Here is a 22,934-nt window from a genome sequence, read left to right as displayed (position 1 = left end):
GTTCGGTCGACCCGTCCTGTCCGGTGCAGCCAAATGGCTCGGCCCCGAAGAAATCAGGATGTGGCCCGATAGTCAGGCGGACACCCGCCAATGCCCCCACAACAGGGACAACTCTATCGCGACGTCTGATCCGGGTGTGCCGCCACAAAGGCTGGCAGGCTCGCCAGAGCTGCATCGACCCGCCGAATCCTCGGCATCGCGGCAAGATCCACGCCCCAGCGACGCGCATTGTACACCTGCGGAACCAGACAGAGATCGGCAAGGCTCAGCTTGTCGTCGAGGCAAAAAACGCCTCCTCCCACCATCTTTTCGACCGCTTCCAGTCCCGGCCAGATAATGGCCCGCATCCAACCTTCCACTGTGATCACACCGTCAGAGAGCGTGACGGCATGTTTCGCCACCCTCAGATTGCAGACCGGATGGATATCGATCGCAATCGCCTGCGCCATCGCCCGTACCCGCGCCCGCCCGACGGGATCGGCGGGAAGCAGCCCTAACGACCGCGTTTCATCCAGATACTCGATGATCGCCAAAGATTGCGTCAACCGCAGCCCGTCAATCTCCAGCACCGGCACCAGCCCTTGGGGGTTGCGCTCCAGATGCTCAGGCGCGCGTTGTGCGCCGTCGATCAGGTTTACCGGCACGCTTTCCCACTCCAGCCCGGCGAGTTCCAGTGCGATACGCACCCGGTAGCTGGCCGTCGAACGCCAGTAGTCGAACAATCGGATCATGCTTTTACTCCCTGACAAGCAAACAACGGGGCCGCCTTCTCGTTTCAGATGCAACGATAAACTTGACTTCATTGCAAATGCAATGAATATTGCCTGTGAGTCCGAATCCGGTTCAGACCGACATCTGGGAGGAACAGTATGACCCGTCACGACCTACCGCAGGGCATGATCCGCGCAACCAGCACCACCGGCACCCATGAAGGATACATGCCTGGTTGGGCGAATGATTTTGAGACAGAGGCCCTGCCCGGTGCACTTCCGCAGGGCATGAACAGCCCGCAAAAGTGCGAATACGGGCTCTACGGCGAACAGCTGTCCGGAACCGCCTTTACCGATGTTCGGCCGGAACGAACATGGTGCTACCGCATCCGCCCCTCGGTCAAACACTCCGTGCGCTACACCAAGATCGACCTGCCCTACTGGAAATCCGCGCCCAATGTAGAGCCCGACGTCATCAGCCTTGGCCAGTACCGCTGGGATCCGGTGCCGCATTCCGATGCGGGCCTGACTTGGCTGACGGGTATGCGCACCATGACCACCGCAGGCGACGTGAATACTCAAGTGGGCATGGCCAGCCATATCTACTTGATCACCGAGTCGATGCAGGACGCCTATTTCTTTTCCGCCGACAGCGAATTGCTGGTGGTTCCACAGGAGGGCCGTCTGCGCTTTTGCACCGAGCTGGGCATCATCGACGTCGAACCCAAGGAAATCGCCATCCTGCCGCGCGGTCTGGTCTACCGGGTCGAGGTGCTGGAGGGGCCGTGCCGCGGTTTCGTCTGTGAGAACTACGGCCAGAAATTCGAACTGCCGGGTCGCGGCCCGATTGGTGCGAACTGCATGGCCAACCCGCGCGATTTTAAGGCCCCCGTCGCGGCCTATGAGGACCGCGAAGTGCCCTCGACCCTGACGATCAAGTGGTGCGGACAGTTCCATGAAACGCAGATCGAACAAAGCCCGCTGGATGTGGTCGCATGGCACGGAAACTATGCGCCCTTCAAATACGATCTGCGCACCTACTGCCCGGTCGGCGCGATCCTGTTCGACCATCCCGATCCGTCGATCTTTACCGTGCTGACCGCGCCGTCGGGCGTGCCGGGGACCGCGAACATCGACTTCGTTCTGTTCCGCGAACGCTGGATGGTGGCGGAAAACACCTTCCGCCCGCCGTGGTATCACAAGAACATCATGTCTGAACTGATGGGCAACATCTACGGCCAGTACGATGCCAAACCGCAGGGATTTGTCCCCGGCGGGATGAGCCTGCACAATATGATGCTACCCCACGGGCCGGACCGGAATGCCTTTGAGGGGGCGTCGAACGCCAACCTTGGCCCGGACAAGCTGGACAACACAATGTCCTTCATGTTCGAAACCCGGTTCCCGCAGCACCTGACGCAATTCGCCGGACAAGAGGCCCCGTTGCAGGACGACTATATCGACTGCTGGGACAGCCTTGAGAAGAAATTCGACGGCACGCCGGGCAAAAAGTAAGGGACGAAGGGGGGCCACCCCCGGTCCACACATAGAAACACCAGACGACCGGAGCCTCCTGAATGCCGCTTCTCAGATCTTGGGTGGAGAGTGCAAACTCCGCCGATACCGATTTCCCGCTGAACAACCTGCCCTACGGCAGCTTTCTTGCCGACGACGGAGAGGCGCATTGCGGTGTGGCCATCGGCGACATGATTCTGGACGTCACCGCGCTGGAGGCTGACGGGCTGGTCCAGATGGATGATGAGGACGCGGTTTTTGCCTTCGGCGACTGGACAGAGTTCATGTCGCTGGGCGCCGCCGCTTGGGCTGCTTTTCGCACGACCGTGACCGAAATTCTGGCCGAAGGTGCAACGGATGCGGAGGCAATGACAGCCTTTCTTGTTCCGCGGACGGACGCAAAGATGCTGATGCCCTTCATGGTAGCCGAATACACTGACTTCTACGCTTCCAAATACCACGCCACCAATGTCGGCACCATGTTTCGGGGCGCGGAAAACGCGCTGCCGCCGAACTGGCTGTCGATACCGATTGGATACAACGGGCGGGCGTCGTCGGTTGTCGTCTCTGGAAGCGATGTGCGCCGTCCATGGGGCCAGTTGAAGGGGCCGGATGACGACTTACCCCGCTTTGCACCCTGCGCGCGCTTTGATCTGGAACTGGAAATGGGCGCCATCGTCGGCACCCCCTCCGAAGGGCCGGTCACAGTGGGTGAGGCCGACGCGATGATCTTTGGCTATGTGCTGCTGAACGACTGGTCGGCGCGCGACATTCAGGCGTGGGAATACCAGCCGCTTGGCCCGTTTCAGGCCAAGGCGACCGCGACCTCGATCAGCCCGTGGATCGTGCCCAAAGCCGCGTTGGAGCCATTCCGCGTGTCAACACCAGACCGTGAGCGCGTGCTGCTGGATTATCTGAAAGAGCCCGGCCCGATGCTATACGATATTGATCTAGAGGTGGGCCTAGCGCCCGAGGGCAAGCCCGAGACGGTGATCGCGCAGACGAACTACAAAGAGATGTACTATTCCTCCGCTCAGCAACTGGCGCATCACACCACCAGCGGCTGCCCGATGTCGGTCGGCGATTTGCTAGGCTCAGGCACCATCTCTGGCCCGGACAAGAATGCGCGCGGCGCATTACTGGAACTCAGCTGGGGCGGCAAAGAGCCGGTCACGCTAGACAGCGGCGAGCGGCGCAGCTTTCTAGAGGACGGCGATACGCTGACCCTGCGCGGGGCGGCCAAGGGCGATGGATACAAAATCGGCTTTGGCGACTGCACCGGCACGGTGCTGCCCGCGCTAGACGATCCGTATGGGGGCCGGAAATGACCCTATTATCCGCCCTGCTGCCACTGAAGGACCGATTCCAGCGGCCAGAACAGCATCAGGATATTCAGGGCCAGACCATCGCGGATCAGGAACGCGGTCAGAACCTCAAGGCCGATCACGATGGCTACGCTGACCCAAACTGGCAAAACGCGCGCGAGATAGAAACCGACAACCATCGCGATCACGTCGAAGATAGAGTTGATCACGCTATCGCCGTTGTAGTCGAGCGAGACCGTCACCGCGCGATAGCGTTCAATCACCAAAGGGGTGTTTTCAAGGATCTCCCACCCTGCCTCAACGATCAGCGCGATGGCAAAACGGATGTTTATACTGAGACGTCGGGCCACCAGCGCGAGCACGCCGAAAAACAGCAACCCGTGGATCAGGTGACTGGGCGAGTAGAGATCGAACAGATGCTGGCTACCTTCACGTGGCGGCGCACCCGGACCGGTCCAGAACGAAACGTAGCCACAGGGGCAGATAAGATCACGCCCCATGAACAACAGCACCGTCGCCATCGCGGCGGTGATGAACAGAAAGATAAGCGCGGGTTTCAGGCCATAGGTCATGACCTGCATTGGAATCACAAAGACGCGACTGCGTCCAGAGACTTGAAAGGGATCACATGACAAAGGCTTTTGCATCCGCCGGAGACATGGAAGAGAAAAAGACCAGCTTTACCAAGGTAGGTGAGGGTCTGTACGCCTTTACCGCCGAAGGCGACCCCAACACCGGCGTTATCATCGGCGACGACAGCGTGATGATCGTCGAGGCGCAGGCCACCCCGCGTCTGGCCCGCAAGGTGATGGAGCATGTGCGCAGCGTCACCGACAAGCCGATCAGCCACCTTGTGTTGACCCATTACCACGCGGTCCGCGTGTTGGGCGCGTCGGCCTATGGCGCGCGGGAAATCATCATGTCCGACGTGGCCCGGTCGATGGTGGCCGAACGCGGGCAAGAAGACTGGGACAGCGAATTCGACCGCTTTCCGCGCCTGTTTCAGGGCCATGAGGAAATCCCCGGCCTGACGTGGCCAACCACCACGTTTTCGGACTCGATGACCGTCTACCTTGGCAACCGCCGCGTCGACATCATGCATCTGGGTCGCGCCCATACGGCGGGTGACGCGGTGGTCTGGGTGCCCGATCAAGAGGTCATGTTCACCGGCGATATCGTCGAATACCACTCTGCCTGCTATTGCGGCGACGGCCATTTCGGCGACTGGGAAGACACGCTGGCCAATATCGCCATGTTTGAACCCAAGAGCATCGCACCGGGACGCGGTGATGCGCTGGTCGGCGAGGAAATGGTTGCCAAGGCCATAGCGGCAACAGCGGATTTCGTGAACTCGACCTACAAGCCGGTGGCAAAGGTTGTCGCCCGTGGCGGGTCGCTGAAAGAGGCATGGGACGCCTGTCGCGCCGAATGTGACCCGAAATTCTCGGACTATGCGATCTACGAACATTGCCTGCCCTTCAACGTCGCCCGCGCCTATGACGAGGCCCGCGGCATCGACACGCCGCGCGTCTGGACCGCCCAGCGCGACAAGGACATGTGGGCAAGTTTGCAGGGATAAACACATTTAGGTGCGCGTATTCCGCGCACCTTTCCCACCACCGGAACGGAGGAGCCGGTATGTACAAGATTTTCGGCGCGACGCTGATCAGCCTGATGACTGCAGGCACGGCCCATGCGGCAACCATTGAAAGAGTTGGCCCAATCCAGACGGACCCTGCCTTGGGATGCAGCCTGAAGGTGAGTGGACAAATCCAGTCCGGCGATGCCAACGAACTTTTGGAGCTCCTCCAAACCGAAATCGCCAAGGTGGACAACTTCCCGTCCCCCCAAACCGACAGTCAGATTGTCTTGTGTCTGGAAAGCCCGGGCGGTTCCTTTGCCGAGGCCATCGTAATGGCCCATGTGATCTACGACAATGCAGTGACGACCCGAGTCGATCCGGGCGCTGAGTACCTGTCAGCCTGTGCAGTAGCTTTCATGGGTGGCAACCTTGACACCAGGTCTGGCCAAGGCTGGAAGTCCAGCCGCTATGTGCATCCGACGTCGCGACTTGGTTTTCATGCGCCTGGATTGGTATTGCCAGAGGGCCAATTCACGCGCGACGACGTTCAGAGGGCGTATGGCATCGCAATTCAGGCGATGGGCATGATTTCACAGGACGCCAGAAAACTCCGGATGTCCCAAGACGTTCTGACACGGATGTTCAACCACACAGGCGATGATTTCCACTACGTCCAACGGATTGATCATCTCAATGCCTATGGCCTTCAGCTATATGGTTATGATGTGCCGCCGATGTCCTCTGCGGCGACCAATACCGCATGCTGGAATGCCTGGCGCTGGTATGCCGACCTTCCCAGAGAAACCGACACATTGAGCGATTTCCAGGCGTTTACGGCCAGTTTCCAAATTTCGCGGAGCAACGGCCTGCCAGAGTTCTTTCCCTTCGACGGATCGCTGTTTTGCAAACACCAAGAACAGGCCTTTGGTGGCGGAAATCTTGACAGGGTGGTGCAGTCCGAATTGACGAACTTCGCTGACATCCGCCTCGACAGCTATCACCCGCAATGGATTCGGTATCCCGGACCGATGCCCCTGGTCGACATTCGTCCCGGCAATCAGCGCGACTTCTGAGAGGATCAGGAAATGCTCCACGACCGTTACCAATTGGCTTTCAAACTCTACCCTTACGAACGCACCGCCGATCAGGACGCAGACACCCCCGTCCGGCACCCGGTTGTCGTCATGGGCGGCGGGCCCATCGGGATTGCCACAGCGCTGGACCTTGGTCTTCAGGGCATCCCGGTTGTCGTGCTGGACGACCACGAGGGCATTGGCATGGGCAGCCGCGCAATCTGTTTCGCCAAGCGCAGTCTGGAAATCGCCGACCGCTATGGCTGCGGCAAACCGATGCTGGACAAGGGCGTGGTCTGGAATCTTGGCAAGGTGTTCCACGACGACCGCAAGGTGTTTGAGTTCAACCTGCTGCCAGAGGAAGGCCACAAGTTCCCGGCCTTCATCAACCTGCAACAGCCCTATTTCGAACGCTTCCTTGTCGAGCGCGTTCGTGAAGCGCAGGCCAATGGCGCGCCGATCGAGTTGCGCGGCAAGAACCGCGTCGACAATGTCAGCCCCCACGACGATCACGTCACGCTAGAGATCACCACACCCGAGGGGCCGTACACCATCGAGGCCGACTGGCTGATCGGATGTGATGGTGCCTCCAGCCCGCTGCGCGGCATGATGGGGCTGGATTTTGAGGGCCGCGTCTTTGAGGACAGCTTTCTCATCGCCGACATCAAAATGGTGAACACGGAATTCCCGACCGAGCGGTGGTTCTGGTTTGAACCGCACTTCAAATCCGGTGCCTCGACCCTGCTGCACAAGCAACCCGATGGCGTCTGGCGGGTGGATTTCCAGATCGGCTGGGACATCGACCGCAAGACCGAACTGCAAGAGGAAAACGTCCGCGCCCGGCTGGACGCCATGCTGGGTGAGGTCGACTATGAGATCGTCTGGACCTCGATCTATACGTTCCAATGTCGCCGAATGAAGAAATTCCGCCATGGTCGCGTGCTCTTTGCCGGAGATGCGGCGCATCAGGTGTCGCCCTTTGGGGCGCGCGGCGCGAATTCCGGAATGCAGGACGTCGATAACCTTGGCTGGAAGCTGGGTCTGGTGATCGACGGCAAGGCGCCGGATGCGCTGCTAGACACCTACGACGCCGAGCGCGTCTTTGGCGCGGATGAGAACATCCTGAACTCCACAAGGGCGACGGATTTTATCACGCCGAAATCGAAGATCAGCCATATCTTCCGCAACGCGGTGCTGGATCTGGCGGAACAGTTTGAATTTGCTCGCCCTCTGGTCAATTCGGGCCGCCTTTCGGTGCCTTGTGTCTATGACAACGGTCCGCTGAACGGGGCCGATGCCCTGCCCGGTGGACCCTCGCGCACCCGCCCCGGCAGCCCCTGCCCTGATGCGCCGCTAGAGGACGGCTATCTTCTGGATAAACTGGGCGGCGGGTTTGTCCTTCTGACCATAGACGAACTGGCCCCAGACGAATTGGAAGAAGCAGGCATCGCTCTGCGCCGGGTCGCCCTGACGACCTCCGGCACGGCCAGCGGCGTTCTGGCAGACCGCTATCTGGGACAGGTCACCTCGGGCGTCTATCTGATCCGGCCCGACCAGCATGTGACCGCGCGCTGGGATCACTATGACGAGGCCGCCACCCGCGCGGCCCTGCGCCACGCGATTGGACTGGAGTAAGACATGGCAGATCTGACACTGACCCCGAACCTTGACCGGCCCGATGATTTCTACGCCGAATTAATCGCTGCCCATGACGGATTGAGCGAGGACGAAAGCGCCGCCCTCAACGCGCGCCTGATCCTGATCCTTGCCAACCAGATCGGTGACACGCAGATCATCAGCGCGGCGCTAAAGGCCGCGTCGAAACCCGACCGATAAACCTGGCCGCGCCCCAATGGACAAACTGACCCGACCGTTGGAAACCTTTTTCCCTTACCGCCTTGCAGTGGCGGCCGAAGGGTTTTCGCGCAATCTAGCCAACGTGTACGGGCGTGGTTACGGCCTCAGCCGCGAAGAATGGCGGCTACTGTTTCTGCTGGCTGGCGAGGCAGAGGTCACCTCGCGCGACCTCAGCCGCCGGTCCACGCTGGACCGCGTCCAGGTTAGCCGCGCCTCACAAAAGTTGGAGGACAAGGGGCTGATCACGCGCAACATCGCCCCGAACGACAGGCGGTTGAAAGTATACGCCTGCACCAAACGCGGGCGCGCCCTGTTCGCGGATGCCTTGCCACAAGTCGAAGCACGGTCAAACGAGATCCTGCGCGCCATGTCTCCTGAGGATCGCGCCGCACTGGAACGTGGGCTTGCCGCCCTGTCAGAGGCTATCGCAACCTGTGCCGCCCCGCCCGAATTCGAACGCGGACCGCGGTCTTAATATGGATTCTTGGCGTCTCGGTCAGTCGACAAGGACTGCTGTCGCCGCTCGACCAGCAACTCGATGGCGTCGGCCAAATGCTCCCGATCAATGTGGTGGTCGCCGCGTCCGACTCGGATGCGGTGCGCCTCGATCATCACATCCGCATGGCGACAGCCCTCTGGCGGCTCAAACCGATAGCTTGCCAATTCAAGGCGAAGGCCCAGCGGATCGCGGAAATAGATCGAATCCATAAACCCCCGGTCCACCGGACCCGAATGCGATACACCACGCGCGTCCAGCCGCGCCGCCACCTGCCAAAAGCTGGCTTGGCTGACGTTCAGCGCAAGATGATGCAGCGACCCTGTCGCTTCGGGCACCGCTTTGGCATCAGCCTTACGGTTTTCATTGGTGAAGATCGTGATCAAGCGCCCGTCACCCGGATCGAAGTACAGATGCCCTTCGTTCGGGTCATCCAGATTCGGCTGGTCAAAGACGAACGGCATCCCCAACACCCCTTCCCAGAAATCGATCGAGGTCTGCCTGTCTGCACCGATCAGCGTGATATGGTGCACGCCCTGTGTCTGGATTTTTCGGAAATTGTCTGGCTGGCTCATCATCCCCCCCCTCAGCTTTGCACATGGCGTGCTCCACGCCCTACGGCATGAATGGCGCAGTTTGCGGAAACAACCAACATCGTCGAATGCTTGGTCTAAACCTATAGGGCGTCAACCCCCGTCCGGACTACATGACCATCTTTTGGCGTTGGGAGCCTTGCCGTAGCAACGGCGAAACGCCCGGTCAAAACGACTGGCCTCGGAGTATCCCAGACGGTCGGCAATTTCGGAGATCGACAGGCTAGCCTTACCTGATAGCGTCACGGCGTGGTGATCGCGGCCTTGCCGCACAGGAGCAGCGACTGCTGGACCTGGACATCCTCACCGACGCCAGCCCGGCCAAGGCGGAACGCCTCGACATCAAGATCGAGAACTTTCCGCTGTTTACGATCATCCCGAACGAACGTGACCACCAGCTGCAATCTAGCTTGCACCTACTGCGACAAGGAGGATCTTGATACCCCCGGCGCCGGGCGTAAAACGGCCTTTGACTCGGCGGAGCAGTCGATCGATCTGTTGCTGAACGAAAGCCCGAACCACAAAGCCTATAACATCGTCTTGTTTGGCGGTGAGCCGCTGTCGAACATGCCACTGATCCGCGACATGGTCGCCCACGCAAAGCCGCGTTTTGCGGCACTCGGCAAGGAAGGGCGCTGCACCCTGACCACCGACGTAACACTGCTTACGGAATCGTTGGCAGACTGTCTGGACGATCATTGTTTTGGCCTGACCGTGTCGATGGACAGACCAAGGACGCTGCATGACCTCAACCACAAGACGATCGGCGGCAAAGGATCCTACGACGCGGTTGCCGCCAAGGCACGGATGCTGCTGTCACGCCACAAAGCGCGCCCGGCGAGAGCACGGGTGACGGTGACGACTGGCGTGCACTTGGCACCGTCTTCTCCATAGCCTCGAACACATGAGGCGCATGACGACACACGCATTTCCACTAACCGCTCTTTATGTGGCGACCGCACCCGCCGCCGCGAAGGATCTGCTAGTCGTCGTGGCCGAACCCGGCAACCTCTATGTTTTTGACACGTCCGAACCTGCCGTGATCAAGGAGCGCCCTAAGGGCACGGAAATGAGCCCGAGCTTGATCCAGATGACACCTGACGACAATCCGGCCTATGTGCCGGTCAACCGCTGGCAGGAGGTGATCGGGATCGACATCAAAACCTGTGAAAAGGTGTTCTACGTCGCCCGGCCCACGGACGAGATCTCGCGCCGGTCCATCGGCTCTTTGGCAGTCGCAGCGGATGGGTCAGAAAACTCCCCCACCAAAAAGCTGATCGACTGCAATAAGGTAGTGGAGCCGGAATTCGCAGTCTACGCCGCCAGTGGCGGGTTAGAGACAGAGCCGGTCCGCACTTATCCTGCCCGCGCCGGTCAACCGTGATGTAGACCGGCGATGACGGCACGATCGATATCGGCGCGCATGAGATCTACGACATGGACCCCGCAACCGGCACACGAGAGGTCGCCATTCCCCAATCCAGCTGGGGACCGCCCCCTGCACAGCCCGCCGACTGTTTTGGCCTTTCGGCCCATAGGCATCCAGAACGCTGGGTTCATGCTGATGTACACCGCCGCAGTCTTCAGCGACGACACGCAGACAGAACTTGCGGATTTCATCTAAGGCTATTCCGCGGTCGACCTGGAAACCGGAGAACCAGAGGTACAGGGTTTTGCCTCGCTTGACGTGTTGATGTTCTGTGGCGTGCGCGATCCGAACGCGGATGGCCTGCTGTACGGCGTCTACACCCAACTGTCGCAACATGACGTGGACACCAGAGAGTTGCTCAACGCGTGGACCTGCCGCGCACCTATTGCGTCATAAATATCTCAACCGATGCCAAGAAGATTTATGTGGCCGGAGCCAATGACGACATCGGCATTTACGACGCCGAGGCACTGATGCGCACCGGCGAGAAGCTGGTGCCCTCGGGCGGCGAAATGGGCACCGCGACGCTACAGGTCGTTTGACCCTGGTTCGTCCGGTAGAACGGCGAGAAATCGCAACAGGCGTCACTTTCGACATCCCCGCCGGCACGAAACTGCGCCTGACAGAATCCAGCGGCATTGGGAAGTCCTCACTCCTCGCGCTGCTCCAACACCGTTGGGATCCCAAACAAGGATGCATCCTGTTGGCCGGGTGCGACGTGCGCAGCCTGTCACGTTAGGACCTGCGCGGCGCGGTTGACTATGTACCACATCGCCCTGTTGTGATCTTGAGGATTGTGGTCGAAAACCTGTCGCTATCGGCACCCTGTGCCACACGAACTAAAATGCAAGAGGGCCTGTCCATCGGCGGTCTGGCGGAACGGGTTGCCCAACGGGGCGGGCTGGTCAGAGGCGCAAGAGGCCGAGATTATCAGCATTCCGATCTTTCAGCGTCGGTTGGCGTTTTCTGGCTCCAATCTGGTCACGGCGCTGCAATTGGTAGGTGAAACCGACGCCGCGATAAATCCCTGCCCCTTGCGGATTTCGGGGCTTTCCCGCACTTGCGGGACATGCCCATCGTTGCCGAGGCCAGCGCTTTTCTGGAAACTGGGGCCGTCCGTTATCCGCCCTTCCGCAGCAGCAAAGGCGCGCTCCAAGGCGACAGGTCGAACGATGCGGGTGGCCGACATCAACCTAGACTCAGAACGTCATCGTCGCCTGAACCGCCCGCTGCCAGGCCGCGTATTTGGCGCGACGGCTGTCTTCCTGCATGTCGGGCACAAAGCTGCGGTCCAAGGCCCATTGCGCTGCGAACGCGGCCTGATCAGGGTAAAGACCCGCTCTTTGTCCGGCAAGCCATGCCGCGCCCATGGCCGTGGTTTCCTGCACCAAGGGACGATCGACACGGGCACCAACAATATCGGCGAGAAACTGCATGGCCCAGTCTGACGCGCTCATCCCGCCATCCACACGCAGCGTAGCGGCACGGGCTTGGCGCGCCAGCGCCTTACCCGCGCTACCCATGTCGGCTTGCATCGCCGCCAGCAGGTCGCGGGTTTGGAAACCCACGCTTTCCAGCGCCGCGCGCGCCAATTCGGCCGGGCCAGAGTTGCGGGTCAAGCCAAAGACGGCCCCCCGGCAATCGGGCTGCCAATACGGCGCTCCCAAACCGGTAAAAGCGGGGACCAAGATCAGGTTTTGCCCGGCATCCGCCGCCTCGGCCAATGGCTGCGTCTCACTTGCGTCACGGATGATCCGCAACCCGTCGCGCAGCCATTGCACCACCGCCCCCGCGATAAAGATTGACCCTTCAAGCGCATAGGTTGGCCTGCCATCCAGTTGATAGGCGATGGTGGTCAGAAGTCGGTTTTGCGACACCACCGGCGTGTCGCCGGTGTTCAGCAGCGCAAAGCACCCGGTGCCATAGGTCGATTTCATCATGCCGGGCTGGAAACAGGCCTGCCCGATGGCGGCGGCCTGCTGGTCGCCCGCGATGCCAAGGATCGGGATCGCACGGCCAAAAAGATCCGGCCGGGTCATTCCGAAGTCAGCGGCGCAGTCGCGGACCTCTGGCAGCATCGCCATTGGAATGCCAAGGCGATCACAGATTGTCCGGGACCAGCGCCCCTTTCGGATATCGAACAGCATTGTGCGGGCGGCGTTGGTGGCGTCTGTGACATGCACGGCCCCGCCGGTCAGGTTCCATACCAGCCAGCTGTCGACAGTACCGAACACCAAGTCTCCAGATTCTGCCCGCGCCCGAGCCCCTTCGACGTTGTCCAGCAGCCAGGCCAGCTTTGTCCCCGAGAAATACGGATCCAGAAGCAACCCGGTGCGGTCGGTCACGGCGGGTTCGAACCCGTCATCCTTTAGCGCCTTGCACAGGGAGGCAGTGCGCCGATCCTGCCAGACGATTGCGTTGTGAATGGGTTTGCCAGTCTTGCGGTCCCAGACCAGTGTCGTTTCGCGCTGATTGGTGATGCCGATGGCGGCGATGTCCCCCGCACTGATCCCGGCTTTTTCGATGGCGGCGCGACAGGTCGCGGCGGTTGTGGACCACAAATCGACCGGGTCGTGCTCTACCCAGCCGCTGGCGGGGAAATGTTGATCGAATTCTTCCTGAGCGCTGCCAACAACCGTCATGGACCCATCAAACATAAGCGCACGGGTGGATGTGGTTCCCTGATCAATGGCCAGAACATGAGTCATGGACCGCGTCTCCTCAGAGCGATGTGTGGTGTGCCCCAATAGGAGCCTGACATGTCATGATGAATGAAGAAGGTGGCCGAGGCCCCGAAGGGCCCCGGCCGGGGAGGAAGGCTTATTGCCAGGACTTGATCAGCTCATCGTAGCTGACGGTCTTGGGCTCTTCGTCTTCTTCGGCCAGCTTGGCAAAGGGCGCACCGGGCTGGGCGAACCAGTATTCGGCGTCACGCTCTTCGTTCAACTTGGGACCGATGTCGCCTTGAACGCCTGCGCGCTCCAGACGCTCAAGCACACGCTCTTGGTCCGCGCACAGCGCATCCAACGCCTCTTGCGGGGTCTTGGCACCAGACATGGCATCGCCGATGTTCTGCCACCACAGCTGCGCCAGCTTGGGGTAGTCAGGCACGTTGGTGCCGGTCGGCGACCATGCCACGCGGGCCGGCGAGCGGTAGAACTCGACCAAGCCACCCAGCTTGTCCGCACGCTCGGTAAAGCTGTCGTGCTGCACGGTAGATTCGCGGATGAAGGTCAGGCCCACATGGGACTTCTTCACATCCACGGTTTTGGAGGTGACGAACTGGGCATAGAGCCAAGCCGCCTTGGCACGATCCTCGGGCGTGGATTTCATCAGCGTCCACGACCCGGCATCCTGATAGCCGACCTTCTGGCCTTCTTTCCAGTAGACACCGTGCGGGCTGGGCGCCATGCGCCACTTGGGCGTGCCGTCCTCGTTCATGACCGGCAGGCCGGGCTTGACCGTGTCGGCGGTGAACGCAGTGTACCAGAACATCTGCTGGGCGATATTGCCCTGCGCCGGGATCGGACCCGCCTCAGAGAAGGTCATGCCTGCGGCAGCGGGCGGCGTGTATTTCTCCAGCCACTCGATCGCCTTGGTCACGGCATAAACCGCCGCCGGGGCGTTAGTGGCCCCGCCGCGCGCGACACAGGAGCCGACAGGCTGGCTCTGGTCGTTGACGCGAATGCCCCATTCATCGACCGGCAGGCCGTTGGGTTCACCCACGTCGCCCATGCCAGCCATGGACATCCACGCATCGGTATAGCGCCAGCCCAGGCTAGGGTCTTTCTTGCCGTAGTCCATGTTGCCGAAGATGTCGCCATCCACGCCCATATGGCTGAGGTCTCGACCGGTAAAGAACTCGGCGATATCCTCATAGGCCGACCAGTTGACCGGAACGCCCAACTCATAGCCGAACTGGTCCATGAAGTCGGCCTTGTTCTTTTCGTCGTTGAACCAGTCATAGCGGAACCAGTAGAGGTTCGCGAACTGCTGGGTCGGCAACTGGTAGACCTTGTCATCCGGTCCGGTGGTAAAGCTGAGGCCGATGAAATCGTCGAGATCCAGCGTCGGCGAGGTCACGTCCGCGCCTTCGTTTGCGATCCAGTCGGTCAGGTTGCGCACCTGCTGATACCGCCAGTGGGTGCCGATCAGGTCGGAGTCGTTGATGTAGGCGTCATAGATGTTCTGACCGGACTGCATTTGCGTTTGCAGCTTTTCGACCACGTCGCCTTCGCCGATCAGGTCATGCGTGACCTTGATGCCGGTGATTGCAGTGAACGCCGGTGCCAGAACTTGCGCTTCATACTCATGCGTCGTGATCGTTTCTGAGACGACCTTGATTTCCATGCCCTCAAAGGGCTTGGCCGCGTCGACGAAGAACTGCATCTCCGCCTCTTGCGCAGCGCGCGGAAGCGACGACAGATCGCCGATCTCCGCGTCAAGGAACGCGCGGGCCGCGTCCATGTCGGCGAATGCCGGACCCGCAAGGATCAGCAGCGCCGCTGTTGTGGATCTGAGGTTGTGTTTCATTGGTATCCTCCCATTGGTACCATTTTTCGTTGAGGACGTTCGGTACGGTGGCCGGGCTCCTCCCTTCCCGGACACACGGACTGATCTACACCCAGCGGAACACCGCGGCGGCGTAGATCAGGCAAACGACAAGAGCGAGCGGCTGTTGCACACCCACAAGTCCAAGCCAGGCAAGATTAATAAAAGCCGAGCCGAGCAGCGTGATGAACAGGCGATCCCCCCGCGTGGTTTCAATCCGCAGAATGCCCGTCCGGGGCGTCTCCGGAAACTTGATCGCCAGAAAGGTGAAGGTGATCAGCAGCGTGGCGATGACGGCGAAAAAGATCGCGGTTGGCCAGGTCCATGCCATCCAGTCCATTGGAAGTCCTCCCTTTTCCCGGATTAAACCCGCCCGAGGGCAAAGCCCTTGGCGATGTAGTTGCGGACAAAGTAGATCACGAGCGCGCCGGGCACGATGGTCAGGATGCCCGCCGCCGCCAGCACGCCCCAGTCGATGCCGCTGGCGCCCTGTGTGCGGGTCATGATCGCGGCGATGGGCTTTGCGTCAACCGTGGTCAGCGTGCGGCTCAGCAGCAGTTCGACCCATGAGAACATAAAGCAGAAAAAGGCCGCGACCCCGATGCCGCTGGCGATCAGCGGCATGAAGATCTTGACGAAGAACCGGCCAAATCCGTAGCCGTCGATATAAGCCGTCTCGTCGATTTCCTTGGGCACCCCACGCATGAACCCCTCTAGGATCCAGACCGCCAGCGGCACATTGAATAGGCAATGCGCCAGTGCCACTGCGATATGCGTATCGAACAGGCCGACCGACGAATACAGCTGAAAGAACGGCAAGGCGAAAACAGCAGGCGGCGCCATCCGGTTGGTCAGCAGCCAGAAGAACAGGTGCTTATCGCCCATAAAGTGATAGCGGCTGAAGGCATAGGCCGCAGGCAGGGCCACAGCCAGGGAAATCACCGTGTTCATCACCACATAGATCAGCGAGTTTACATAGCCCATGTACCACGCCGGATCGGTGAGGATGGTGGCGTAGTTCGCAAAGGTCAGATCGCGCGGCCAAAGGGTGAAGGAGTTCAGGATCTCCGTGTTGGTCTTCAGGCTCATGTTCAGCAGCCAGTAGATCGGCAACAGCAGAAACAGCAGGTACAGAGTCATGACCACGGCGCGGCTGTTGAATTTCACCAAAGGTTTGCGGTTCTTTTTAGTGTACATGTCCAGCCCGCCCGAGAGATCGTAATTGGTATGCGCCATGGCTCAGGAGTCCCGCTTTTCTAGGGTGGTCATCACGGTGTAGAACACCCAACTCACCAGCAGGATCACCAGGAAATACATCAGCGAGAACGCCGCCGCCGGTCCAAGGTCGAACTGCCCCAACGCCATCTTCACAAGGTCGATCGACAACAGGGTGGTTGCGTTGCCCGGCCCACCGCCGGTGACGACGAACGGCTCTGTGTAGATCATAAAGCTGTCCATGAACCGCAACAGAATGGCGATCATCAGCACACCCGCCATCTTGGGCAGTTCGATGTAGCGGAACACCTTCCAGCGGCTGGCCTGATCGATCTTGGCCGCCTGATAATAGGCGTCGGGGATCGATTTGAGGCCCGCAAAGGCAAGCAACGCCACCAGAGAGGTCCAGTGCCAGACGTCCATGACAACGATGGTGATCCACGCGGCCACGGTGTCCTGTGTATAGTTGTAGTTGATCCCCAGCGCGTCCAGCGTATAGCCCAGCAGGCCAATGTCGACGCGACCAAAGATCTGCCAGATCGTGCCGACCACGTTCCACGGGATCAGCAACGGCAGCGACATCAACACGAGGCAAAGGGATGACCAAAAGCCCGACTTGGGCATATTGAGCGCCACGAAGATACCCAGCGGCACCTCAATCGCGAGGATGATAAGCGAGAACATCATTTGACGGCCCAGCGCATCCCACATCCGTTCCGAGCTCAGCATTTCCTCAAACCAGGTCAGCCCCTCCCAGAAGAAGACGTTCTGGCCGAACGTGTCCTGAACGGAATAATTGACCACCGTCATCAGCGGGATCACCGCCGAAAAGGCCACCAACAGCAAGACCGGCAGCACAAGGAACCATGCCTTTTGGTTGACTGTCTTTTCCATTACGCAGCCGCTCCCTGAACACGCCAGTCGTTGGCGTAGACGTTGACGTGATTGGCATCAAAGGCGACACGGTTCATGTCCGCACTGATGTGATCGTCTTCGCCGGCGATGATATTGATGTCATGTCCGAAAAATTCGGCACGGATGATCTTGTGGCGGCCCACGTCCTCGACCCGGCGGACCTTGACTGGTAGGCCCTCGGTCTGGCTCAGCCGCACGAATTCCGGCCTCACCCCGATCTCGACCTTACCGTCAAGCGGCTGGTACGCCTGCGCCAGATCGACATGCGCGCCACTGATGATGGCCTTGTTGCCGTCAACCTGCGCCGGGATTACGTTCATGCCGGGCGAGCCGATGAAATAGCCCACAAAGGTATGTTCGGGCCGTTCGAACAACTCTTCGGGTGTGCCGATCTGCACAACGCGGCCATCGTACATCACCACCACCTTGTCGGCAAAGGTCAGCGCCTCTGTCTGGTCATGGGTGACGTAAATCATGGTGTGGCCGAAATCATGGTGCAGCTTTTTCAGCTGTGTGCGCAGCTCCCACTTCATGTGGGGGTCGATCACGGTCAGCGGTTCATCAAACAGCAGCGCGTTCACGTCCTTGCGAACCATGCCGCGACCAAGGCTGATCTTCTGCTTGGCATCCGCCGTCAGGCCGCGCGCCTTTTTGCTCAGCATCTCCTCCATGCCGATCATGCGGGCGATTTCCTGCACACGTTCCGCCACATAGGACTCATCCCGGCCCCGGTTGCGCAGCGGAAAGGCCAGATTGTCGTGCACCGTCATAGTGTCGTAGACCACCGGAAACTGGAACACCTGCGCGATGTTGCGTTCCGCCGTCGGCGCGTCGGTCACGTCCTTGTCGCCAAACAGGATACGTCCCTGACTGGGATGCAGCAGCCCCGAGATGATGTTGAGCAGCGTGGATTTCCCACAGCCGGAAGAGCCGAGCAGCGCATAGGCCGCGCCATCGTCCCAGACGTGGTTCAGCTCTTTCAGCGCGAAATCGTCTTCTGACTTCGGCGCGGGCAAATAGGAATGTGCAAGGTTGTCGAGTGTGATCTTGGCCATCGGCTCCCCCTCAGGCGGCCAGCGCGTAGGCGGCTGGTGCAACCAGCTTGCCGTCTTCGCCGAAAATGTAGACGTGGCGCGGGTCCAGCCAGACTGCCAGCTCTGCGCCCAGCGTCAGGTCGTGAACCCCGTGGATCAGACCGACCCAGCGTTCGCCGTGGTGGTCGAGGTGGACAAAGGTCTCCGACCCGGTCAGCTCTGTCACGTTCAGAGTGGATTTGAACTCCATCGCGTCGGCAGCGTGTTTGCCAATCTCAAGATGGTTCGGACGAAACCCCGCCGTATAGCGGCCATCCGCGAGTTCAGCCAGCTTGCCGGTCGCCTGGGCGCTCTGGCCTTCACCGAACATGATCCGGTTTCCGGTCTTGGAGATGGGCAGAAAGTTCATCGGCGGATCGCTGAACACCCGCGCCGTGGTCGCATCCACCGGCTGGCGATAAACACGCGGTGTCAGATCGAACTGGGTCACCCGCCCTTCCCACAACGCCGCCGTATTGCCTCCCAGCAGCAGCGCCTCTTCCGGCTCGGTCGTGGCATAGACAAAGATCGCGCCGGAGGCCTCAAAGATCTTCGGGATCTCGACCCGAAGCTCCTCACGCAGCTTATAGTCGAGGTTGGCCAGCGGCTCATCCAACAACACCAGACCGGCGTTCTTGACCAGCGCGCGCGCCAGCGCGCAGCGTTGCTGCTGTCCTCCGGACAATTCCAGCGGCTTGCGATCCAGCATCGGCGACAGCTTCATCAACTCGGCGCTTTCGCGCACGCGGCGGTCGATCTCGGCCTTGTCGATGCCCATGAGTTTCATCGGCGACGCGATGTTCTCGTAAACGGTCATGGACGGGTAGTTAATGAACTGCTGATACACCATCGCGACCTTTCGGTCTTGAACGCGCATCCCGGTGACGTCCTCGCCCTGCCAGAATACCTTCCCAGTATTGGGTGCATCCAGCCCCGCCATCAGACGCATCAGGGATGTCTTGCCCGACAGGGTCGGCCCCAGCAGCACGTTCATCGTGCCGTTCTCCAGCGTAAGATCGGTAGGGTGGATATGCGTCACCCCGTCAACGATCTTTGAAACGCCCCTCAGGTCCAGCGTCATCGCGTCCTCCTCCTTATTCCGCGGCCGCAGCGGCGGATTGGCGACGACGCGCCATCCAGTTGTCCAGCACGCCGATCTGGTCGTCCGTCAGTCGCAGGCCAAGTTTGCTGCGCCGCCAAACGACGTCCTGTGCCGTGCACGCGTATTCGTTGTTCATTAGCCAAGTGATCTCTGTCTCGGTCAGGGTCGCGCCGAAATCCTGCCCCAGATCGGCGGCCTCCCTTGCATCGCCAAGGATGCCTGCCGCCTGTGTACCATAGGCGCGGACCAGCCGGATGGCCCAGAAATCCGTCAGGAACGGAAAACCCGCCTTGAGATCGGCGACCAGCGCCGCAACGCCGTCCACCGGAAAGTCGCCGCCCGGCAAGGCGACGCCCGCGGTCCATTTGCCCTTTTTCATGTCCAGATGCTCGCCCACGAGTTCCAGCGCGCTTTCTGCAAGGCGGCGATAGGTGGTGATCTTGCCGCCAAAAATGTTCAACACGGGCGCACCGCCGCTGGTATCAACCTTGAGCGTGTAGTCCCGCGTGGCCGCTGTCGCACTGCTAGCGCCGTCGTCATACAGCGGACGCACCCCGGAATAGGTCCAGACGATGTCGTCACGATCCAACTGCTCACTGAAATACTGGTTGGCGAAGTTCAGCAGGTAGTCCTGCTCTTCTGGCGTGCATTCGGGTTTTTGCGACGGGTCGGCATGATCGGCATCAGTGGTCCCGATCAGGGTGAAATCCGTCTCATAAGGAATGGCAAAGATGATCCGTCCGTCGGTGCCCTGAAAGAAATAACACTTGCCGTGATCATACAGCTTGCGGGTCACGATATGGCTGCCACGCACCAACCGAACACCTTCGCGCGAATTCAGCCGCACCTTGGTCTGGATAATGTCCCCCACCCAAGGCCCGCCAGCATTGATCAGCATCCGGGCGTGAAAGGCTTTCTTCTCACCGCTTTCGGTATTTTGCGTTTCGACGCGCCAAAGGCCGTTTTCACTGGACGCGTTCAAAACCTTGGTCCGGGTCATGATCTGCGCACCACGAGACTCGGCGTCGCGGGCGTTCAGCACCACAAGGCGGGAATCCTCTACCCAGCAGTCGGAATACTCATAGGCCTTGGCAAACCGATCCTGCAGGGGCGCCCCCTCTGGCGAGCCCACCAGATCAAGGGTCGTGGTGCCGGGCAGGATTTTGCGCCCCCCAAGGTGGTCATACATGAACAGGCCCAGACGGATCAGCCACGCGGGCCTGCGCCCTTTCATCCAGGGCATGAACACGTTCAACAGCTTGGACGTCGGCGTATCTGACTCGAACCTCATATCTTTATGATAAGGAAGAACAAAACGCATAGGCCAACTGATGTGCGGCATGGCCCGCAGCAGGACTTCGCGTTCTATCAACGCCTCGCGGACAAGGCGGAATTCAAAGTATTCGAGATAGCGCAAACCACCGTGAAATAGCTTGGTCGAAGACGACGACGTGGCAGAGGCCAGATCGCTCATCTCTGCCAGAGCTACGCTTGCGCCACGCCCCGCAGCGTCCCGCGCGATGCCGCACCCATTGATCCCCCCACCAATGATGAAGAGATCGAGCGTCCTGCTGTTTGTCGGGTCTGCCACGCGAATCTCCTCCAAGTTCGCAGTACCAGACTTATGACTCTCGCCACGTCGTGACGCAAGATGATTTTTTTCGTTTTCTTTCGCTTTTCCGTCACCCTCGAACATTTCGCACCTCTTCCATGTGCGAATCCGGCACAATTGGCACCACGGCGACCTTGGGTTTGTGTTTCTGGTTGCCATCCTGAACCGCGGCCGCGACTGTATCGGGACCGTATCTCTCGCCAAGGCCGTGAAAGCCCGTAACCTGCCGGACCCCACTCACTGATGTCACAAACCTTCCGTCACCCCGAGATCCTTGAAATCGCCCGCCGCGATGGCAAGGTTTCGGTCGATGATCTGGCCGAACATTTCGGCGTCACGCTCCAGACCATCCGCCGCGATCTGACCGACCTAGCCGAAGCCGGACGGCTGGAACGTGTTCATGGTGGCGCTGTTCTGCCTTCGGGAACCACCAATATCGGGTACGAAGAGCGCCGCTCGCTGAACGCCGGGGCCAAACAATCCATCGCGCAGGCCTGCGCCGCGCAGATCCCGAACGGCATTTCGCTGTTCCTCAATATCGGCACCTCGACCGAAGCGGTGGCGCGCGAACTCCTGCATCATGAACATCTCATGGTGGTGACCAACAACATGAACGTCGCCAATATTCTGGTCGCCAACCCAACCTGCGAAATCCTTGTGACCGGCGGGCAATTGCGCCGCTCCGATGGCGGCCTGATCGGCAATCTGGCGGCAGAGACGATCCGGCAGTTCAAGTTCGATCTGGCGGTCATCGGCTGTTCCGCATTGGACCGCGACGGCGATCTGCTGGATTTCGACATCCGTGAGGTCAGTGTCAGCCGGACAATCCTGCGGCAGTCGCGCAAGACATACCTTGTGGCCGATCACACCAAATTCGCGCGCAGCGCACCGGCACGGATCGCCTCGCTCGCCGATGTCGATGTCTTCTTTACCGACGCCACCCCGCCACCCGACCTGCCATCGCTGTGCAGCGGTTGGGGCACGGACATCGTCATATCCCCGGACAGATAACGACGAGCTGCCTGATCGTTAACGCCTAGCGGCGCTGGAACAGGATCACCACAAGCGCCAACAGCGATGAGCCCAACATCAGCAACAGCGACACCGCGTTCAGCAACGGTGTAGATCCCTCTTTCAGGCGGTCGAACATGGCAATCGTCAGTGGCGCATCCGACCCCACCAGCATCAGCGTGGTGTTGAAGTTCTCAAAGCTCATCAAAAAGGCCACGACGACCGCGCCGATCATGGCGGGCATCAGAAACGGGATGGTGATGGTCCGCACCGCCGTCAGGCGCGTGGCGCCCAGGTTCAGCGCCGCGTCTTCCAATGTGCGGTCGAATTTTTGCAAACGCGCGGTGATGACCAGCGTGGCAATGGTGGTGATGAATGAGAACTGGCCAAGGATCACCAGCAACAGGCCGGGTCGCAGCGCCTGAATGTCCATCTGCGCCAGATCCCACACACCATTCGCAAGGGTCGAGGAAAACACAAGGATCGAGATACCCAGAACGATGCCGGGGACGACCAGCGGCAGCAGCATCAGAACATACAGCGCGCCCTTGCCGCGGAACTCATAGCGGTTGAAAAGGAAAGCATTGGTTGTGCCAACAGCCACCGACATCACCGCCACGCAAGCGGCAACAAAACCCGAAGTGCCAACCGCGCGCAGAATGCCGCGTTCATGAAAGACACCGATCTGTGGGCGGGTATCGCCGAAGAACCAGTTCCAGGTGAACCCTTCCCACGGAAGAGAGGGAAACTGACTGTCGTTGAACGCAAAGACTGCGACAACGGTCAGCGGCAGCGCGAGGTAGAGAAAGAACAACAGGACGTAACTGCCGTAGATCAGGCGAAAGCTGCGGGACTGGGGAATTGTGGGGATCATG

General features: G+C 60.1%; 26 protein-coding genes. 12 read left to right on the top strand and 14 right to left on the bottom strand.

Features of this window, described 5'->3' with window-relative positions; translation table 11 throughout:
• Window positions 1–113 precede the first annotated feature (113 nt).
• The gene (gene maiA / locus ANTHELSMS3_RS11830; protein WP_094035039.1) at window positions 114–731 is read right to left on the bottom strand and encodes a maleylacetoacetate isomerase; all 618 of its coding nucleotides are present in this window, start codon (window positions 729–731) and stop codon (window positions 114–116) included.
• 138 nt (window positions 732–869) lie between these two features.
• Between maiA and hmgA the strand changes: the two genes are divergently transcribed.
• Both hmgA and fahA read left to right on the top strand, forming a co-directional pair.
• Entirely contained in the window at window positions 870–2,225 is a 1,356-nt protein-coding gene (gene hmgA / locus ANTHELSMS3_RS11825) for a homogentisate 1,2-dioxygenase (protein WP_094035038.1), read from the top strand.
• 62 nt (window positions 2,226–2,287) lie between these two features.
• Complete coding sequence (gene fahA / locus ANTHELSMS3_RS11820) at window positions 2,288–3,553, top strand: fumarylacetoacetase (protein WP_094035037.1); 1,266 nt, start codon at window positions 2,288–2,290, stop codon at window positions 3,551–3,553.
• 5 nt (window positions 3,554–3,558) lie between these two features.
• Here fahA and ANTHELSMS3_RS11815 read toward each other — a convergent pair whose 3' ends face one another.
• A complete protein-coding gene (locus tag ANTHELSMS3_RS11815; RefSeq protein WP_368074418.1) occupies window positions 3,559–4,131 on the bottom strand; it encodes a DUF2585 family protein in 573 nt (190 codons plus the stop codon).
• A gap of 47 nt (window positions 4,132–4,178) precedes the next feature.
• Between ANTHELSMS3_RS11815 and ANTHELSMS3_RS11810 the strand changes: the two genes are divergently transcribed.
• The 5 genes from ANTHELSMS3_RS11810 to ANTHELSMS3_RS11790 are packed head-to-tail and all read left to right on the top strand — an operon-like array spanning window position 4,179 to window position 8,537.
• Window positions 4,179–5,129: an MBL fold metallo-hydrolase gene (locus tag ANTHELSMS3_RS11810; protein WP_094035036.1), complete on the top strand. Its 951-nt coding sequence runs from the start codon at window positions 4,179–4,181 to the stop codon at window positions 5,127–5,129.
• On the top strand, window positions 5,108–6,205 hold the full coding sequence (locus ANTHELSMS3_RS11805; RefSeq protein ID WP_157733488.1) for a hypothetical protein: 1,098 nt from the start codon (window positions 5,108–5,110) through the stop codon (window positions 6,203–6,205). Before ANTHELSMS3_RS11810 ends, ANTHELSMS3_RS11805 begins: the two co-directional genes overlap by 22 nt.
• Before the next feature lie 12 nt (window positions 6,206–6,217).
• The gene (locus tag ANTHELSMS3_RS11800; RefSeq protein WP_094035034.1) at window positions 6,218–7,840 is read left to right on the top strand and encodes an FAD-dependent oxidoreductase; all 1,623 of its coding nucleotides are present in this window, start codon (window positions 6,218–6,220) and stop codon (window positions 7,838–7,840) included.
• Between the two features lie 3 nt (window positions 7,841–7,843).
• The gene (locus ANTHELSMS3_RS11795; protein WP_094035033.1) at window positions 7,844–8,041 is read left to right on the top strand and encodes a DUF2783 domain-containing protein; all 198 of its coding nucleotides are present in this window, start codon (window positions 7,844–7,846) and stop codon (window positions 8,039–8,041) included.
• Window positions 8,042–8,057: 16 nt separating this feature from the next.
• Window positions 8,058–8,537: a MarR family winged helix-turn-helix transcriptional regulator gene (locus tag ANTHELSMS3_RS11790; RefSeq protein WP_094035032.1), complete on the top strand. Its 480-nt coding sequence runs from the start codon at window positions 8,058–8,060 to the stop codon at window positions 8,535–8,537.
• On the opposite strand, the gene ANTHELSMS3_RS11785 is transcribed toward ANTHELSMS3_RS11790, so the two are convergent.
• From ANTHELSMS3_RS11785 to ANTHELSMS3_RS26000, 3 genes are all read right to left on the bottom strand, one after another.
• The gene (locus tag ANTHELSMS3_RS11785; RefSeq protein WP_439098644.1) at window positions 8,534–9,136 is read right to left on the bottom strand and encodes a VOC family protein; all 603 of its coding nucleotides are present in this window, start codon (window positions 9,134–9,136) and stop codon (window positions 8,534–8,536) included. The two genes, ANTHELSMS3_RS11790 and ANTHELSMS3_RS11785, sit on opposite strands and share 4 nt — an antisense overlap.
• Window positions 9,137–9,244: 108 nt before the next feature.
• Window positions 9,245–9,397 (bottom strand): helix-turn-helix domain-containing protein, encoded by a 153-nt coding sequence (locus tag ANTHELSMS3_RS26475; RefSeq protein ID WP_157733487.1) that lies wholly within the window; start codon window positions 9,395–9,397, stop codon window positions 9,245–9,247.
• On the bottom strand, window positions 9,394–9,555 hold the full coding sequence (locus tag ANTHELSMS3_RS26000) for a hypothetical protein (RefSeq protein ID WP_254694724.1): 162 nt from the start codon (window positions 9,553–9,555) through the stop codon (window positions 9,394–9,396). The genes ANTHELSMS3_RS26475 and ANTHELSMS3_RS26000 overlap by 4 nt, the downstream gene beginning before the upstream one ends.
• On the opposite strand from ANTHELSMS3_RS26000, the gene ANTHELSMS3_RS11775 reads away from it, so the two are divergent.
• The 4 genes from ANTHELSMS3_RS11775 (at window position 9,539) to ANTHELSMS3_RS26470 (ending at window position 11,319) form a co-directional block, all read left to right on the top strand.
• Window positions 9,539–10,045: a radical SAM protein gene (locus ANTHELSMS3_RS11775; RefSeq protein ID WP_254694723.1), complete on the top strand. Its 507-nt coding sequence runs from the start codon at window positions 9,539–9,541 to the stop codon at window positions 10,043–10,045. The two genes, ANTHELSMS3_RS26000 and ANTHELSMS3_RS11775, sit on opposite strands and share 17 nt — an antisense overlap.
• A 19-nt stretch (window positions 10,046–10,064) precedes the next feature.
• Entirely contained in the window at window positions 10,065–10,535 is a 471-nt protein-coding gene (locus ANTHELSMS3_RS25995) for a hypothetical protein (protein WP_254694722.1), read from the top strand.
• Between the two features lie 410 nt (window positions 10,536–10,945).
• The gene (locus ANTHELSMS3_RS25990) at window positions 10,946–11,122 is read left to right on the top strand and encodes a hypothetical protein (protein WP_254694721.1); all 177 of its coding nucleotides are present in this window, start codon (window positions 10,946–10,948) and stop codon (window positions 11,120–11,122) included.
• On the top strand, window positions 11,119–11,319 hold the full coding sequence (locus tag ANTHELSMS3_RS26470; RefSeq protein WP_094035030.1) for an ATP-binding cassette domain-containing protein: 201 nt from the start codon (window positions 11,119–11,121) through the stop codon (window positions 11,317–11,319). The genes ANTHELSMS3_RS25990 and ANTHELSMS3_RS26470 overlap by 4 nt, the downstream gene beginning before the upstream one ends.
• 460 nt (window positions 11,320–11,779) lie before the next feature.
• On the opposite strand, the gene glpK is transcribed toward ANTHELSMS3_RS26470, so the two are convergent.
• The 8 genes from glpK to glpD form a co-directional block, all read right to left on the bottom strand.
• Window positions 11,780–13,288 (bottom strand): glycerol kinase GlpK, encoded by a 1,509-nt coding sequence (gene glpK, locus ANTHELSMS3_RS11760; protein ID WP_094035029.1) that lies wholly within the window; start codon window positions 13,286–13,288, stop codon window positions 11,780–11,782.
• Between the two features lie 112 nt (window positions 13,289–13,400).
• Window positions 13,401–15,113: an ABC transporter substrate-binding protein gene (locus tag ANTHELSMS3_RS11755; RefSeq protein WP_094035028.1), complete on the bottom strand. Its 1,713-nt coding sequence runs from the start codon at window positions 15,111–15,113 to the stop codon at window positions 13,401–13,403.
• 85 nt (window positions 15,114–15,198) lie between these two features.
• Window positions 15,199–15,471, bottom strand: a complete 273-nt coding sequence (locus tag ANTHELSMS3_RS11750; RefSeq protein ID WP_094035027.1) for a DUF2160 domain-containing protein — start codon at window positions 15,469–15,471, stop codon at window positions 15,199–15,201.
• 23 nt (window positions 15,472–15,494) lie between these two features.
• On the bottom strand, window positions 15,495–16,328 hold the full coding sequence (locus ANTHELSMS3_RS11745; RefSeq protein WP_094037082.1) for a carbohydrate ABC transporter permease: 834 nt from the start codon (window positions 16,326–16,328) through the stop codon (window positions 15,495–15,497).
• 42 nt (window positions 16,329–16,370) lie between these two features.
• Window positions 16,371–17,240: a carbohydrate ABC transporter permease gene (locus tag ANTHELSMS3_RS11740; protein WP_094035026.1), complete on the bottom strand. Its 870-nt coding sequence runs from the start codon at window positions 17,238–17,240 to the stop codon at window positions 16,371–16,373.
• The gene (locus tag ANTHELSMS3_RS11735) at window positions 17,240–18,316 is read right to left on the bottom strand and encodes an ABC transporter ATP-binding protein (protein ID WP_094035025.1); all 1,077 of its coding nucleotides are present in this window, start codon (window positions 18,314–18,316) and stop codon (window positions 17,240–17,242) included. The genes ANTHELSMS3_RS11740 and ANTHELSMS3_RS11735 overlap by 1 nt, the downstream gene beginning before the upstream one ends.
• Window positions 18,317–18,326: 10 nt before the next feature.
• Entirely contained in the window at window positions 18,327–19,415 is a 1,089-nt protein-coding gene (locus tag ANTHELSMS3_RS11730; RefSeq protein ID WP_094035024.1) for an ABC transporter ATP-binding protein, read from the bottom strand.
• Between the two features lie 13 nt (window positions 19,416–19,428).
• The gene (glpD, locus tag ANTHELSMS3_RS11725; RefSeq protein WP_254694720.1) at window positions 19,429–21,027 is read right to left on the bottom strand and encodes a glycerol-3-phosphate dehydrogenase; all 1,599 of its coding nucleotides are present in this window, start codon (window positions 21,025–21,027) and stop codon (window positions 19,429–19,431) included.
• Between the two features lie 264 nt (window positions 21,028–21,291).
• Here glpD and ANTHELSMS3_RS11720 point away from each other — a divergent pair, with 264 nt between their 5' ends.
• Window positions 21,292–22,059, top strand: a complete 768-nt coding sequence (locus tag ANTHELSMS3_RS11720) for a DeoR/GlpR family DNA-binding transcription regulator (RefSeq protein ID WP_094035022.1) — start codon at window positions 21,292–21,294, stop codon at window positions 22,057–22,059.
• Between the two features lie 25 nt (window positions 22,060–22,084).
• On the opposite strand, the gene ANTHELSMS3_RS11715 is transcribed toward ANTHELSMS3_RS11720, so the two are convergent.
• A complete protein-coding gene (locus ANTHELSMS3_RS11715) occupies window positions 22,085–22,933 on the bottom strand; it encodes an ABC transporter permease (RefSeq protein WP_094035021.1) in 849 nt (282 codons plus the stop codon).
• Window position 22,934 lies beyond the last annotated feature (1 nt).

The organism is Antarctobacter heliothermus, assembly GCF_002237555.1.
GTDB lineage: Bacteria > Pseudomonadota > Alphaproteobacteria > Rhodobacterales > Rhodobacteraceae > Antarctobacter > Antarctobacter heliothermus_B.
This window is presented reverse-complemented; position numbering and strand designations above follow the sequence as displayed.

Coding starts and splice junctions, on each gene's coding strand:
- ANTHELSMS3_RS11755 (WP_094035028.1), bottom strand. CDS start 15,113: ATGAAACACAACCTCAGATCCACAACAGCGGCGCTGCTGATCCTTGCG.
- ANTHELSMS3_RS25995 (WP_254694722.1), top strand. CDS start 10,065: ATGACGACACACGCATTTCCACTAACCGCTCTTTATGTGGCGACCGCA.
- fahA (WP_094035037.1), top strand. CDS start 2,288: ATGCCGCTTCTCAGATCTTGGGTGGAGAGTGCAAACTCCGCCGATACC.
- ANTHELSMS3_RS11790 (WP_094035032.1), top strand. CDS start 8,058: ATGGACAAACTGACCCGACCGTTGGAAACCTTTTTCCCTTACCGCCTT.
- ANTHELSMS3_RS11740 (WP_094035026.1), bottom strand. CDS start 17,240: ATGGAAAAGACAGTCAACCAAAAGGCATGGTTCCTTGTGCTGCCGGTC.
- ANTHELSMS3_RS11720 (WP_094035022.1), top strand. CDS start 21,292: ATGTCACAAACCTTCCGTCACCCCGAGATCCTTGAAATCGCCCGCCGC.
- ANTHELSMS3_RS11735 (WP_094035025.1), bottom strand. CDS start 18,316: ATGGCCAAGATCACACTCGACAACCTTGCACATTCCTATTTGCCCGCG.
- ANTHELSMS3_RS11750 (WP_094035027.1), bottom strand. CDS start 15,471: ATGGACTGGATGGCATGGACCTGGCCAACCGCGATCTTTTTCGCCGTC.
- maiA (WP_094035039.1), bottom strand. CDS start 731: ATGATCCGATTGTTCGACTACTGGCGTTCGACGGCCAGCTACCGGGTG.
- glpK (WP_094035029.1), bottom strand. CDS start 13,288: ATGACTCATGTTCTGGCCATTGATCAGGGAACCACATCCACCCGTGCG.
- ANTHELSMS3_RS11785 (WP_439098644.1), bottom strand. CDS start 9,136: ATGATGAGCCAGCCAGACAATTTCCGAAAAATCCAGACACAGGGCGTG.
- ANTHELSMS3_RS11810 (WP_094035036.1), top strand. CDS start 4,179: ATGACAAAGGCTTTTGCATCCGCCGGAGACATGGAAGAGAAAAAGACC.
- ANTHELSMS3_RS11815 (WP_368074418.1), bottom strand. CDS start 4,131: ATGCAGGTCATGACCTATGGCCTGAAACCCGCGCTTATCTTTCTGTTC.
- ANTHELSMS3_RS11800 (WP_094035034.1), top strand. CDS start 6,218: ATGCTCCACGACCGTTACCAATTGGCTTTCAAACTCTACCCTTACGAA.
- ANTHELSMS3_RS11715 (WP_094035021.1), bottom strand. CDS start 22,933: ATGATCCCCACAATTCCCCAGTCCCGCAGCTTTCGCCTGATCTACGGC.
- ANTHELSMS3_RS11745 (WP_094037082.1), bottom strand. CDS start 16,328: ATGTACACTAAAAAGAACCGCAAACCTTTGGTGAAATTCAACAGCCGC.
- ANTHELSMS3_RS11795 (WP_094035033.1), top strand. CDS start 7,844: ATGGCAGATCTGACACTGACCCCGAACCTTGACCGGCCCGATGATTTC.
- hmgA (WP_094035038.1), top strand. CDS start 870: ATGACCCGTCACGACCTACCGCAGGGCATGATCCGCGCAACCAGCACC.
- ANTHELSMS3_RS11730 (WP_094035024.1), bottom strand. CDS start 19,415: ATGACGCTGGACCTGAGGGGCGTTTCAAAGATCGTTGACGGGGTGACG.